This window comes from Paenibacillus sp. VT-400, assembly GCF_001029205.1.
GTDB classification, from domain to species: Bacteria; Bacillota; Bacilli; order Paenibacillales; family Paenibacillaceae; genus Paenibacillus; species Paenibacillus amylolyticus.
In genome coordinates this window covers 3,289,629-3,304,543 of sequence record NZ_LELF01000067.1, presented here as the reverse complement: position 1 = coordinate 3,304,543, position 14,915 = coordinate 3,289,629, and the positions used below count along the sequence as shown (strand labels likewise).

Below are 14,915 nucleotides of genomic sequence, written 5' to 3'. Positions count from 1 at the left end.
GGCTTGGCCCATAAGGGTCAAGCCTTTGTTTTGGTTCAGTATGAAATGTACCTAAAGAAATGTACCTATACCATAGAGCAATTTCTTAGTCTCCCTTTGACAGTTCGGCCACGGTTTGTTGAAACGTATGGATGAATGCTTCGGCTGCCTTCGACAGTACTCTGCCTTGACGATAAGCCACAACAAGTGTTCTGCTGGGAGTAGGCTCAGCAAGTGGCACATAGACAGGCACGAACTCACTACGCGGCGCACGGGCAATAAAGCGTGGAACCAGGGTAATACCCATACCTGTGGCGACCAGCGACTGAACGGTTTCAATATTGGTGCTTTCAAACACAACTTGGGGATCAAAACCAGCCTGCTCACAGAGATCAAATGTAAGTTTGCGGAAGCCCTGTCCTTTTTTCAATACAACAAACGGTTCATCCCGAAGTTCTTCAATTCGCACGGGAAGCGGATGTTCCGGATCTGCCCTGCGTGCCAAAGGGTGATTCGGGGGAACTGCCAGATCAATCTTTTCCTCTCCAATGGCAACATAGGCGAGACTTGGCTCTTGTAAAGGAAGAGATAACAGACTGAGATCTGCTTTGCCGCTTGCTGTCAATTTCTCAAGCGTAAGCCCGGAGTCTTCCAATAAGGTAACCTCAATCTCGGGATAAGCTTGTTGAAACGCAGGAAGCACATGTGGGAGAAGGTGTGATCCCGTGATCGGCATACTGCCTACAACGACTTTACCTTTGCGAAGCTGGGAGATGTCTGACATTTCCTGACGCAATAGCTCCACGGCATCTACGATCTTTTGGGCTTGCTCGACAAACGTAACACCGGCATGGGTTAACTCCACGTTACTTGTATTACGCTGAAACAGCAGTACACCCAATTCTTTTTCCAATTTGGATAATTGCTGGCTTAATGAAGGTTGGGCAATATGCAATTTCTCTGCTGCTCGTGAGAAATTGCGTTCGGCCGCAATTTGCAACGTATATTGAAGTTGTCTGAATTCCATCGTCATTGGTCATTCCTTTCGTTATGCCACCATTATATCATTACAGATGAAGAAATCATTAATTTCGCTTAACCGCTTGCACTCCATCAGAAGAGTTGATATACTGTTTTTGAAAACGCTTAATAAGAACCACTTACCCGGGTAAAACAAAATCAACGTTTTCATGTGTAGCAGTTTCAAGTGTTAGTACGGAACCATTTCAAAATGTTCATATTCTTTTTCGTTCATATAATTGAATAACATTCATCCAACGATGGCGTGTTACTGTTCGGCAGGCAAGACCTAGATTGGGTGGGAAAGAGTTTCTTTTTCCTACCCTTTTTAGGTCTTTTTTTGTTCCCATCAAGAAGAAATGGCGGAGGTGTCGTTATGAATCACAAACAATTAGCCCAATCGATTATGGAGTTGGTCGGTGGCAATGATAATATCAACACGTTAATTCATTGCTCTACCAGGCTCAGACTTACCCTGAAGAATCCGGATATGGCGAAGACCCAAGAAATTAAGAGCCTTGATGGTGTTATTGGCGCAGTGAATAGCGGCGGGCAATATCAGGTTATTATCGGTAATGACGTCGCGTACGTCTACAATGAACTGGTCAAGAGGATGGATACTCGGCAATCAAACGAAATTCAGGAGAAACAAAAAGCGGATTATAGCCCCAAAGGTCTGTTTAATACTTTTGCCAGTGTCATTGCAGGCATTTTCCAACCTATTATCCCAGCCATTGCTGCCTCGGGCATGCTTAAGGCACTGTTGCTACTGGCGACCGTGACCGGCCTGATGTCTAAAGAGAGCCAGACATATACCGTTTTGAGTGTCATGTCTGATGCTGCCTTTTACTTTCTTCCGATTCTACTGGCCTATTCCAGTGCAAATAGATTTAAAACGAACCCCTTTGTTGCCGTTCTGTTTGGTGGAATCATGTTACACCCGAATATGATTGGTCTGCTTGGCGGTGAAGATCCGGTGTCCTTTATTGGCATACCTGTTGCATCCGTTCAATATGCGACATCCGTGGTACCGATTATTTTAACGGTCTGGTTCATGTCTTACATTGAAAAGTTCGCGGACAAGATCTCACCAGGACCGGTCAAAATTTTCCTTAAACCTTTGATTGTTATTCTCATTGTTGCTCCAGTTGCCCTGATTGTACTTGGACCTCTGGGAATGTATCTCGGAACGGGAATGTCCAACCTGATCTATTGGATTCAGGATAAGATTGGATGGTTGACCGTTGTCATTATGGCTATACTGATGCCTCTGATTGTCATGTTTGGTATGCATAAAGTATTTTATCCCATTATTTTCGCAGCCTTGGCTTCACCTGGAAATGAAACACTGGTGCTGGTCGCGATGCTGGCATCCAATATGGCGCAGGGAGCAGGCGCACTGGCGGTGTCATTCAAAACCAAAGACATCAAGCTGAAACAAGTCGCTTTGTCTGCAGGAATTTCAGGTGTATTCGGTATCACGGAACCTGCTCTGTACGGTGTACATTTAAGGCTCAAGAAAACGCTGTTTGCCTGCATGATCGGCGCCGGAGTCGCTGGGTTGTTCGCAGGTGTTGTGAATCTCAAGGCATATGCTGCCGTGGGTCCGGGGATTGCATCTATGCCTATGTTTATCAGTGAAGATCATATGAATATTATCTATGCGATCATTACCATGCTGATCTCTGCCATTGTCGCGTTTGTCGCTGTATATGTCATTGGATTTCAGGATGTTGTTCCAACAGCAGTGTCGATAGCAGGCAGTCCTACAAACAAAGCGAGAGGCGAATCTGAAATCCAGCCATCCAAAGGGATCAAATCGAAAAAGATCGTTTTTGCTCCATTGGAAGGTAAAGTTCTGCCATTAAGAGAGGTGAAGGACGAGGCCTTCTCGCAAGAAGCCATGGGACAAGGTATGGCCATTCAGCCAAGTGTTGGAAAGGTGTTTGCCCCGTTTGATGGTACCGTTGAGACGGTGTTCCGCACTAAACATTCCATCGGTCTGAGATCGGTAGAAGGTGTAGAAATTCTGATTCATGTCGGATTGGATACGGTGAAACTGAAAGGCCAGCATTTTGATGTAAAAGTGAACGAAGGAGAACAGATCTCTCATGGTCAGCTCCTGATTGAATTTGATCTTGAAGCTATACAAGCCGCAGGTTATGACACCACGACCCCTGTAATTGTGACCAATTCATCAGATTATCTGGAGATACTGGGCAATGAAACTGCGGCGACAACAGGACCGGGGAAACCATTAATTACGGTGTTATAACTCGCTGAAATATGAATGAAAGGCAGGCAGCCTGATATGGAAGTCATAAAAATACTGAATTCGAGCATTGTTCTTGCCAGACGTGGTGAGGATGACAAGGAAATTATTGTTATGGGAAAGGGCATCGGCTACAGGAGCAAACCGGGAGATGTCGTGGGGGAGGATGAGATCGAGAAAATCTATGTCCTTGAAAATGAAACGATCTCTTCGGATCTCACCGCCCTGATGAAGGAAACGCCAAAAGAATATCTGATTCTGGCTGATGAAATCATCTCCCATGCCAAACATACATTGTCCCGCCATCTGAGTGATCATCTCTATGTCGCATTAACGGATCACCTGTATATGGCCATGAAGCGATTCAAGGACAATATGACGATCCAGAACCGAATGTTGTGGGAAGTGAAAAAGTTCTATCCACAGGAGTTCAGTATCGGGTTGCATGGTCTGTCTCTCATTCAAAAACAGCTTGGACTCTCCCTGCCTGAAGAGGAAGCGGCGAATATTGCCTTTCATCTCGTTAATGCGCAGCAGAATGATGACAATATGAATCAGGTCATGATGATGACCAATACCGTCAAGGATGTACTCAATATTATCAAAATTCACTACCAAGTGGAGCTGGATACACACAGCATCAACTATTCACGCTTTTTGACCCATTTGCAGTTTTTCATTCAACGGCTTTTTGAATATAAAACGTTAAACACGCAGGATCATGAGCTCTTTGAACAGATCGCGAATAAATACCCGCAGGAAGAAGCCTGCGTACTGCTAATCAAGGATTATATTGAAGCTCGGTTTGAACATACGATCTCCAATGAAGAGATGATGTATTTGATTATTCATATCAATCGGGTCATGAGTCGCAATTGAGCAAGAATGAAAGAGTTACAGAGATAATCCAAGGAGGAATACACAATGACCAATACAACAAGAACGTTTCCAGAAGATTTTCTATGGGGAGGAGCGATTGCTGCCAATCAGGCAGAAGGAGCGTGGAATGTGGATGGCAAAGGTCTGTCTACAGCCGACATTGCTATCTATCGAAAAGGTGTAGCCAAGAGTGAGTATAAAAAGCATAATGCGATCAATGAAGAACAGATCAAAACTGCGATGGAGTCTACCTCGGACAGAGAATATCCGAAACGCAGAGGCATTGATTTTTACCACCGCTATGAGGAGGATCTGGCCCTGTTTGGGGAGATGGGTCTCAAAACGTTGCGCTTATCTATTGCTTGGACCCGAATTTTCCCGAATGGCAACGAAACAGAGCCAAATGAAGCCGGTTTGCAGTTTTATGACCGCGTTATTGATGGCATGCTGAGACAAGGAATTGAACCTTTAATTACGTTGTCGCATTATGAGATGCCGATGTATCTGGTGAATCACCACGGTGGATGGACGGATCGGAAAGTCGTCGAGTATTTTGTTCACTTTTGTAAAACCGTGTTCACCCGTTATAAGGACAAAGTGAAGTATTGGATTACATTTAATGAAATTGACAGCATTGTTCGTCATCCGTTTACGAGTGGTGGTTTTGTGCCGGAGCGTTTCGAAAATGTGGAGCAGGCTGTATATCAGGGGTTGCACCATCAATTTGTAGCGAGTGCGCTCGCAGTGAAATACTGTCATGAGATCATTCCCGGTTCCCAGATCGGATGTATGCTTACCAAACTGACAACGTACGCTCATACATGTAATCCCGAAGACGTACTTGTTGCTTCCCGGGATAATCAATTTAATCTTATGTTTACGGACGTACAGGTGCGTGGAGCGTATCCGTACTTTACGAAGAGATTTTTTGCCGAAAAAGGGATTAACCTGGATATGCTTGAGGGGGATGAAGAGATTCTGAAAGTACACACTGTGGACTTTATCTCATTCAGTTATTATATGTCCCTGGTATCAAGTGTGGATGGCGACCGATTGGAGCAGGTGAGTGGCAATACAACTGGAGGGGTGAAGAACCCGTATCTGCAAACGAATGATTGGGGCTGGCAGATTGACCCGGTAGGTCTGCGCATCTCACTTAATGAACTGTATAGTCGTTACGAGGTGCCTTTGTTTATCGTTGAAAATGGAATTGGGGCGGTAGACACGATTGAAGCTGATGGTAGCATTCAGGATGATTATCGTATTGATTATTTCCGCTCTCACATTGAACAGATGCATGAGGCGATTCTGGACGGTGTTGAACTGCTCGGCTATACCAGTTGGGGAGTAATTGATCTGATCAGTTATTCTTCTTCAGAGATGGAGAAACGATATGGCTTTATTTATGTAGATCAGGATAATGACGGCAATGGAACACTGGATAGAAAACGAAAGAAGAGTTTCTATTGGTACAAAGATGTGATTGCAAAAAACGGTTTGTAATACAGTAGTCGGACAAGCACTCTCATAGAAGGCGTCTTTTCTTTTCTTTTCATTTCATAACAGAAACTAGCAAAGCAGCTCTGGATTCAGGGCTGCTTTTTTATGTTCTAGATAAAAAGCATTGACAGCGCAGAGGCGGGAACGTAGTATAAGACTTATCTGATAATGATAATTGTTATCAATTGAAACCTCTGCGATGAGCAGTGGTTTATTTGTCTTTCTCTCATTATAGGTTAAACCTATTACATCTATAGATATTATATCTTGGAACAATGAAGGACAGGGTGATATATTTATGTCATTCAAGAGCTTCACTTTTTAAAGAAAACAGAGGCTCTTCCAAGGAACGAACTTATAATGAGGTGAAAATGATGAGTAAAAAAACGATGTTTGAGAAAATTTGGGAAAACCACGTAATTCATCAAGAAGAAGGCAAACCAAGCATTCTGTATATCGATCTGCATCTGGTGCACGAAGTAACTTCTCCACAGGCATTTGAAGGTCTTCGTCTGAGCGGACGTAAAGTTCGTCGCCCTGAACTGACATTTGCAACAATGGACCACAACGTTCCAACGAAAGACCGTTTCAACATTACAGATCCTATCTCCAAACAACAAATTGATACACTTTCGCAAAACTGCCGTGATTTCGGCGTGAAATTGTATGATCTGGACACGATTGATCAAGGCGTTGTACACGTTATGGGACCTGAACTGGGTCTGACTCACCCGGGTAAAACGATTGTATGTGGTGACAGTCATACGTCCACACACGGTGCGTTTGGCGCACTGGCATTCGGAATCGGAACAAGTGAAGTTGAGCATGTTATGGCAACTCAATGTTTGCAACAAGCTAAAGCCAAAACGATGGAAGTTCGTTTTGTCGGCAAACGTAACCCGGGTGTAACCGCAAAAGACATGATCCTCGCAGTCATCGCCAAATACGGTACAGACTTTGCAACAGGTTATGTTATTGAGTACACAGGCGAATCCATCCGTGAGTTGAGCATGGAAGAGCGTATGACGGTCTGCAACATGTCCATCGAAGGTGGAGCAAGAGCAGGATTGATCGCGCCGGATGAAACAACATTCGAATATCTGCGTGGACGTGAATACGTACCAGCGGATGCGAAGTTTGATGAAGCGGTAGAGGGTTGGAAACAACTTGTAACCGATGAAGGTGCCGAGTTCGACCATGTTGTTGAAATCGATGTGGAGACATTGATTCCGCAAGTAACTTGGGGAACAAGCCCAGGTATGGGAACCGACATTTCTTCGAAAGTTCCTGTTCCAGCTGAATTGCCTACAGAAAACGAACGCAAAGCGGCTGAAAAAGCGCTTGAATATATGGGACTTGAACCGGGAACACCAATCGCCGAGATTCCAATTGATTATGTATTTATCGGTTCATGCACCAATGGTCGGATCGAAGATCTGCGTGCAGCAGCACAAGTGGCTAAAGGTCACACGGTATCCAGTCAGGTTACAGCAATTGTTGTACCAGGTTCAGGACGAGTTAAAATCCAGGCAGAACAAGAAGGTTTGGATAAAATCTTTACGGAAGCCGGATTTGAATGGCGGGATGCGGGATGCAGTATGTGTCTGGCGATGAACCCGGATGTATTGAAGCCAGGACAACGTTGTGCTTCGACTTCCAACCGTAACTTTGAAGGACGCCAAGGACGCGGAGGACGTACGCATCTGGTTTCTCCGGCAATGGCGGCAGCAGCAGCGGTTAAGGGTCACTTTGTGGACGTACGGGATTGGAATTTCAAAACAGAAGCAGCGATCTAATCTATAACAGACAGAAGGGAGAACGTTTAATATGGAAGAATTCAAAACATTACAAGGCATCGTTGCACCGGTAGACCGGGTCAATGTAGATACAGACGCAATCATTCCGAAACAGTTCCTGAAACGGATTGAACGTACCGGATTTGGACAATTTTTGTTCTATGAATGGCGTTTCGATGAAGAGGGCAACAATAATGCTTCCTTCGAAATGAACAAACCTCGTTATGAAGGGGCATCCATCCTGATCTCACGTGCCAACTTTGGCTGTGGATCTTCCCGTGAGCATGCGCCATGGGCGATTTTGGACTATGGATTCCGTTGTGTCATCGCTCCCTCTTATGCAGACATCTTCTATAATAACTGCTTTAAGAACGGAATCTTGCCAATCAAGTTGTCAGAAGAGCAAGTTGAAGACTTGTTCCAACGTACAGCGACACATGAAGGCTATGAGATGAATGTAAATCTGGAAAACAAAACGATTACTGATGCATACGGACTGCATATCGATTTTGATCTGGATGAGCACCGTCGTCAATTCCTGTTGCAAGGATTGGATGATATCGGTCTGACTCTTCAACATGATGATGAAATCGCTGCTTACGAACAACGCCACGCGGCAAAACTGTTCGGTTAATCGTTAAAGTATCGCATAGCAAAAAGCTTCTGCCTCGCCCAAGGGACCTTGTTCCCATCGGTGAGACAGAAGCTTTTTGTAGTTTCAGAAGCTAAATTAGCTTAATAAGTCAGCTATACATAGAACTCCTGATTTTTCTTGACCGAATACTTCAACAGATACTATAACAGCCGACTAAATAGAGGAACCTAAAAATCGATTACTGAGGTAACTCCAAAGGGTCGCTTTTTGTATTTTGAAAATAGACATAGATATAACAAGCCAAATGCACGAAATTCACAAGTGACCATACCATAAGCCATATGATTGGAGTTGATAGGGTAGTCCAGATGCCAAACAAAGGCACAACACGTCCTCCGCCGATAAACGTAACCAAGTGGGACAGAAATAAGAGAATTAGAACCGGGATCAGTCTTCCGACCGTGATCAGAATAAATTTGCTGATCGTTAGGCGGTGGTAGTTCCGAAGTATACGAGAATAGCCGTAGATGCCCCATGCAAGCGTAGCGATGATCAGCGCAATCATAATCATTTCCATATTCCGACCGTTTACAAACGAGGTTTGGGGTTCCTGCCCCCTCATAATATCCGCTATTCCATCAATAAATGCCGAGTAATTCACATAAGCGTTTATACCAGAATTAAACATTACGGCAATGCCCATTTGCTCGTTCAAATAAACCTGTTCTTCGGACTTGTAGGTCCAGAAAATGCCGCTGTGGGAGATCGTTTGGCCGTTAGACGCATCTTGGTTTGCAAGCCAGCCCATGCCGTACGGACCGATCGCTCCTGAGGCATGATATTGTTTCATCAACACAGGGGAAACGAGGCGGCCATTATATTGGGAAAGCATCCATAGGGACATGTCCTCTGCGGTTGAAACGATGCCAGCGGGGCCCTCAATGAACCAAAGCGGTTCGGATTGACTTATAGCGCGTCCCAAGCTCAGGTAATGTCCTAGAGGGATAGTATTATCCTCATAGAATTGCTGCGTTGTATTGACACTGAAGGTATGATTCATTCCTAACGGTTCAAAAATATGTTTTTTCAGATAATCCGAAAAGCGCTCTCCGCTAACACTGTCCACGAGGTTCGCCAGCAGCACGTAATTGGGATTATGATAGCTGTAGGCTGTTCCGGGGATATGGGCAAGTTGAACCGTGTTTAATAATTGGTTCGCTTCAGCCAGTGATTGGAATTGCGGAGTCTTTGTCATATCGGGATTAATCTTGTCATTGAGACCACTCGTCTGATTCAGTAAATGACGGACCGTGATATCAAGAACGCGGGGGTCCTGTGGAGAAAGCTCTGGAAAATAGGAAGCGTAAGTCGCATCCAAGTCGATCTGACCCTTGTCCACCAGCTGCAGAACGGCTAATGCAGTAAAGGACTTGCTTAGTGAAGCAATGGGAAAAGGGGTGTTGCCCGTAACCTTCTGGCCGTCCGCCAATGTCCCGTAGCCTTTTGCGTAAAAGACCTCATCGTTATTGGCAATCGCCAGTGAAGCAGCCTTAATGTAATTGGCCTTCATGCTCCGATTCATATATTCGTCGATCTCCTGCAGCACTTCTGTCCTGTCTCTGGCTTCATTGGCGGATAAGGGGGACGCCCACGCGGTACATAACAACAAACAGCTAATTGTGATATACATTCTTTTTTTCAGTTTTAGCATGATAACACTCCTTGAATTCAAGATAAGGAGATGTTATCAGATCATTTTCAACTATTTATCAACTTGGGTCCGAATACTTGCCGTGACGCTTCCACCTCCGTTAGGACCGTTTGCAATCTGAAGACTACCTTCATGTTTTTCGCAAAACACCTTGCAAACGTAAAGGCCCAGCCCGCGATGTTCGCTCGCATCCCATACTTCGCCTCGGTAAAAAGGGAGTATAGCCTTACTCAGGGCTTCGTCAGAGAAACCAGTACCGTCCTCTGAGACGGTAATCTTCATAATGCCTCCCTGAACGTCATAATGGACGTTCACTTGACTGGCTGCGTATCTCGCCCCATTAGCCACTATATTCTCGAAAATCTGCATGACGAGATAGGGATCTACATGTACTGAGGGATTATCATATTCCACGGATGAGACGAAACGTATACCGAACTGTTTCGCGATTTGTTCAGCGCTGCCATCAAGCAAAGCCGTCAATGAAATCGTATCCATCGATTGGATGTTCAACGGCACATCCTCCAGCCTCTGAATGGAGTTCATGGCCTCTGCATAACTCTCCAGACGCAAGATGTGAAGGTTCATAGTATGGATCAAGTCCAGCACCTTTTCTTCTGACAACTTCTTCTCAGGAAGATAGGTGGAGAGAAGCTCGGCGTTTCCTTTTAACACGGACAGGGGTGTTCTCAGATCATGGGCAAAAATAGCATTGATCTGCTTGCGCTCTTCAACCGAACGCCAAAGTGTCTTAAGGTTTTTTTCCAATTGTGAGCGCATGTTTTCAAATAGCGCGATCAGCTCGCCCATCTCATCCTGGCTGTCATAGGTAATGCGGAAGTCTAGATCGTTGGCCGAAATGTTCTTGGATGCTCGTTTTAATAGCTCCAGCGGACGTTTTAGCTTCCATCTGTAAAATAGAACGGCCATGGTGACAATACCAGTCGCTACGGTGAGCAGAACCGCCGTGACGAGGGAGGGCATCACCCAATCCGTTTCTCCGAAACGCAGCCGCAGGTTCTCCGCCCAAGCAAACTCCAAAGTTATAACGGCAAGCACGGCAATGAGTGTGACCACACACAACAGCATAAAAGATTGTAGCAAGGACAATCGCTTTAAAAACAGGAGTCTAGTCATGAACTTGGCCATTTGTACCCTACTCCCCAAACGGTCTCGATTTGATTATCACAGCCGTATTCCTTTAATTTGTAGCGAATTCGCCGGATATGCTCTGCGATGACGTTACTGTCACCTTGCTCGTCCATGCCCCAAATCTTTTCGTATATGCGTTCCTTTCCAAACACCATATCAGGATGAGTGGACAGCAATTCGACAATATCAAACTCTTTTTTGGGCAGTGAAATTCGCTTATCCAGGTAGTAGAGCTCCCTGGCCGTATAATCAATGACCAATTCATTGTTAAACCTTACCGAAGATTTAGTTTGGATTCGTTGTTCCCTGCGTATATGTGCTTCGACCCTGGCGCCCAACTCGCGAATGCTGAAAGGTTTCAGGATATAGTCATCGCCTCCGGCACGAAATCCCGCTATTTTATCAGCATCTTCGATTCGAGCCGTTAAGAATAAGATCGGGCAAGAGACAAAGTCGCGAATTTTTTTACATAATTGAAGGCCGTTCTGTTCAGGCATGTTGATATCTAACAAAACGAGATCGGGTTGTTTTTCCACTTTCCGCAGCGCTTCCCGGCTGTCCTTGGCCGTCATGACGGAATAACCGTTAATTTCAAAATAATCAGTCAGTAGCTTTCGAAGATCTGCTTCATCGTCCACGATCAGTATTTTAGGCATCAAGGCTCAGTCTCCTGTATTCAAGTATTTGAACTCAGCATAGCAAAAATGGATGAGAAATGTAATTTCCATATGATTTCGGGTACTGGACGAATGGAGAAAGTTCCCTTTTTGCCACTCAGTTTCCGACTAAATATGACAACGTTGTAACCGGATGATCAGACAATATCTGATAAACTGATTAGTAGATTATGGAAGGTTACATATTGTCATTGATGTTACGCTGCAGAGAATCAGGTCGGATGTTCAAAAGACAAAAAGAATGGTGGATGAGGTATGAAAAAATGGTCGGCAGCAGTCGTTTTTCTTCTGTTCCTATGTTTATTCCCAATCATGGCGCATGCAGACACCACTCCCTCGATTGTACTCGACGGTGTAACCATTAACCAGCAGACGGGTGCACCTGCAGAGAATATCGGGAAAACGGTCATGGTTCCCATTCGAATTGTATCCGAGAACCTGGGTTATAAGGTGAAGTGGGAGAAGGAAACTCAGTCAGTCCAGGTTCAAAAAGGAAACAGTACGATTCAAATGACAGCTGGCAAAGATGCAGCTACAGTGAATGGAAACGTGGTGAACTTGGATTCGCCCCCACTGATCAAACAGGGAACTACGCTTGTTCCGTTACGCTTTGTTGGGGAAGGCATGGGTCTGCGTGTTGGCTGGGACAATGGAACCAAGACAGTAAGCCTATTTAGTATTCCTCCCGTAGTTGAAACGGAAGGTGACAGTGACCCCCTCGAGGCACCTGTCCCGGATGGTTTGACAGAACTTCAAGGCATCAGCTACAGCGGAGATCGCTTGATTGTAGCAACAAACGGTAATATTAGCCCCAAAGTATCCAGTATTGGTGGGCCAGACCGAATTATTGTTGATCTGCCTTCAGCGACATTTTCTGAGGAATTCATTCAGGGACAAGCCTCTAACCCGGATGGCAGTGGACAGATTCTCGTTACGGATTCATCCATAGTTTCCAAAGTCCGGTATGCCATGTTCAGTAAATCGCCTTCTACCGTGCGTGTCGTTCTGGATCTGAATCAGACGGCTACAGCCAAATGGTCTGTTGGAGATAATAATGTCTTGCTCGTTGACCTGACAGCCACGAGTGGAGAACCGACAAGCCAACCGGCAGTACCTACCAATGATGGTAAAACGATTGTGGTCATTGATCCGGGACATGGTGGTCGTCAATCGGGTGCAGTGAGCCTGTCAGGAGCTTATGAGAAGGATTTCAATCTGGCTGTAGGACTGAAGGTACAGGCAACCCTTCAAAAATACCCAAATATTCAAACGGTCATTACACGCCAGGATGATACAGAACTTTCGCTCAAACAGCGTGTGGATATTGCTGAATTGAATCAGGCAGATGTTTTTGTATCCATTCATGGAAACAAATTCACTACACCGGTACCAAACGGCATTGAAACGCTCTACAGTCGTAAAGAAAGCAAAACTTTGGCTGACACTCTTCACAAATATGTGTTACCGGTAACAGGACTCAAGGATCGTGGGGTTAAAACGGCTAGTCTGCATGTGACGCGTGAAACAACCATGCCTGCTGTGTTACTTGAACTTGGTTTTTTAAGTAACCCTACAGATGAAGCAGTCATGCTCACGGAAGAATACCAGGACAAATGTGCACAGGCGATTGTGGACGGAATTGTTGAATTTTTGGGACTGTAAATTGAATTTTGCGCAAATATGAAGGTTAGGGTGTTACGTTGTTTAGAGATGTATATTTGATAAATAAGGAAAAAAGAAGACATTAAAATGTAAAAAAAGCTTGATCTGACAACGTTTTTTTTCTGTTATGTTGGAATATATTCGCAACTTTTGAGAGCGAGGGGCGTCTAATAGGTGTCTGGTAATGCCCAAGCGGTCAGTCGGAGTTGGAAAATGACAACATGCGGCAAAAAAATATGAGAATGGTAGGGGTGAAGGATGAAGAAGTTCGGTTTTTTGGTACTGTTATTTGTCTTTGGGCTCGTATTCCCGGGCTATAGTCACGCAGCAACAGACACGAAAATTATCCTAGACGGAAAAGAAATCGTACAGCCATCGGATACAAAAGCGGAAATTATCAACAGCAAGGTGATGGTTCCGATCCGGGTTGTGTCCGAAAATCTTGGATATAGCGTGGAGTGGAAGCAGCAAACGCAAACAGTGACTATTAGCAAAGACAACACTGCCATGCAGATGATTGTTGGACAGAAGACGGCAACGGTGAACGGCAGTAACGTAAACTTGGATGCCCCGCCACTCGTGAAAAATGGTACTACGCTCGTACCTCTCCGATTTATTGGTGAGGAAATGGGTCTTAAGGTGGGTTGGAACAATACCACGAAGACGGTAACATTAGTTACCCAGAATTCAGGTTCCGGAAACGGGACAACCACACCTCCGAACTCTGGCAATGAAGGCGGAGGATCGGATCAAGAAGGTCTTGTACTGGTGAACGGCATCAGCTTCAGCGACAACCGCTTCATGATTGCAACAAGCGGAAGTACGAAGCCGAACGTCTTCACGATGACAGGACCAGATCGAATCGTTATAGACTTGCCGAATACCGCATTTGCTGATTCGTTCAGTGAAGGACAGGCTTTAGACAGCAACCAGAATGGACAACTCGTCGTTAGCGGTTATCCGGATGTGTCTAAGATTCGTTACTCGTTATACAGCAACAGTCCATCTACAATTCGTTTTGTAATCGATCTGTCCAGTTCAAAAGGGTACAGTGTGCAAAATGATTCCGGACTGGTTATGATTAACCTCGACAATCAAAGTGGTACACCTGCTCCTCCAGTTGGTAATAATGGCAAAAAAGTTGTCGTTATCGATGCAGGTCACGGAGATCAGGATCCTGGGGCAATCGGTGTAACTGGTAAACGTGAAAAAGACTTCAATCTGGCAATGGCTCTGAAAGTGGAAGCCTTGTTGAAAAAAGAATCCAAAATTGACGTTGTGTTAACGCGCAGCGATGATACATTTTTGGCATTGAAAGAACGTGTGAAGATTGCACAAGACATAAAAGCGGATATTTTCATCTCCATTCATGCTAACAGTGGCCCTGCTGCTGCGAACGGTGTAGAGACATTCTATACACGCTCCAACAGCAAAGCACTTGCTACAGTGATGCACAAGTATCTTTTACAGTCTTCCGGACTGAAAGATCGTGGAGTGAAAACGGCAAGTCTCCATGTGACCCGTGAAACGACAATGCCAGCAGTTCTGCTGGAAGGTGGATTCCTTAGCAATAAGAGCGACGAAGCAGCCCTGTTCACTGAGAGTTTCCAGAACAGCGTTGCCAAAGGGATTGTTGCAGGAATCAAGGAGTATCTGGGAATTAAATAAGGGA

At 45.0% G+C, this 14,915-nt stretch carries 11 protein-coding genes; 7 read left to right on the top strand and 4 right to left on the bottom strand.

Translation table 11 applies throughout. From position 1 onward, the window contains the following. Positions 1 to 85: 85 nt before the first annotated feature. Entirely contained in the window at positions 86 to 1,006 is a 921-nt protein-coding gene (locus EL84_RS25095; RefSeq protein WP_047844404.1) for a LysR family transcriptional regulator, read from the bottom strand. Positions 1,007 to 1,375: 369 nt separating this feature from the next. On the opposite strand from EL84_RS25095, the gene EL84_RS25090 reads away from it, so the two are divergent. From EL84_RS25090 to leuD, 5 genes are all read left to right on the top strand, one after another. Continuing rightward, positions 1,376 to 3,274: a beta-glucoside-specific PTS transporter subunit IIABC gene (locus EL84_RS25090; RefSeq protein ID WP_047843531.1), complete on the top strand. Its 1,899-nt coding sequence runs from the start codon at positions 1,376 to 1,378 to the stop codon at positions 3,272 to 3,274. 36 nt (positions 3,275 to 3,310) lie between these two features. Next, positions 3,311 to 4,150, top strand: coding sequence for a BglG family transcription antiterminator LicT (licT, locus tag EL84_RS25085; RefSeq protein WP_047843530.1), 840 nt, complete (start codon positions 3,311 to 3,313; stop codon positions 4,148 to 4,150). 45 nt (positions 4,151 to 4,195) lie between these two features. Next, on the top strand, positions 4,196 to 5,653 hold the full coding sequence (locus tag EL84_RS25080; protein ID WP_047843529.1) for a glycoside hydrolase family 1 protein: 1,458 nt from the start codon (positions 4,196 to 4,198) through the stop codon (positions 5,651 to 5,653). Positions 5,654 to 6,024: 371 nt separating this feature from the next. Further along, positions 6,025 to 7,446: a 3-isopropylmalate dehydratase large subunit gene (leuC, locus tag EL84_RS25075; RefSeq protein ID WP_036607575.1), complete on the top strand. Its 1,422-nt coding sequence runs from the start codon at positions 6,025 to 6,027 to the stop codon at positions 7,444 to 7,446. A 31-nt stretch (positions 7,447 to 7,477) separates the two neighbouring features. After that, complete coding sequence (gene leuD, locus EL84_RS25070) at positions 7,478 to 8,080, top strand: 3-isopropylmalate dehydratase small subunit (RefSeq protein WP_036607574.1); 603 nt, start codon at positions 7,478 to 7,480, stop codon at positions 8,078 to 8,080. Positions 8,081 to 8,279: 199 nt separating this feature from the next. Here leuD and EL84_RS25065 read toward each other — a convergent pair whose 3' ends face one another. The 3 genes from EL84_RS25065 to EL84_RS25055 are packed head-to-tail and all read right to left on the bottom strand — an operon-like array spanning position 8,280 to position 11,560. After that, positions 8,280 to 9,752, bottom strand: coding sequence for a serine hydrolase domain-containing protein (locus tag EL84_RS25065; protein ID WP_047843528.1), 1,473 nt, complete (start codon positions 9,750 to 9,752; stop codon positions 8,280 to 8,282). A 51-nt stretch (positions 9,753 to 9,803) separates the two neighbouring features. Next, entirely contained in the window at positions 9,804 to 10,901 is a 1,098-nt protein-coding gene (locus EL84_RS25060) for an ATP-binding protein (protein WP_047843527.1), read from the bottom strand. Further along, positions 10,886 to 11,560 (bottom strand): response regulator transcription factor, encoded by a 675-nt coding sequence (locus EL84_RS25055; RefSeq protein WP_047843526.1) that lies wholly within the window; start codon positions 11,558 to 11,560, stop codon positions 10,886 to 10,888. Before EL84_RS25055 ends, EL84_RS25060 begins: the two co-directional genes overlap by 16 nt. A 276-nt stretch (positions 11,561 to 11,836) precedes the next feature. On the opposite strand from EL84_RS25055, the gene EL84_RS25050 reads away from it, so the two are divergent. Both EL84_RS25050 and EL84_RS25045 read left to right on the top strand, forming a co-directional pair. Beyond that, entirely contained in the window at positions 11,837 to 13,243 is a 1,407-nt protein-coding gene (locus tag EL84_RS25050) for an N-acetylmuramoyl-L-alanine amidase family protein (RefSeq protein WP_047843525.1), read from the top strand. Between the two features lie 258 nt (positions 13,244 to 13,501). Continuing rightward, positions 13,502 to 14,911: an N-acetylmuramoyl-L-alanine amidase family protein gene (locus EL84_RS25045; RefSeq protein ID WP_047843524.1), complete on the top strand. Its 1,410-nt coding sequence runs from the start codon at positions 13,502 to 13,504 to the stop codon at positions 14,909 to 14,911. Positions 14,912 to 14,915 lie beyond the last annotated feature (4 nt).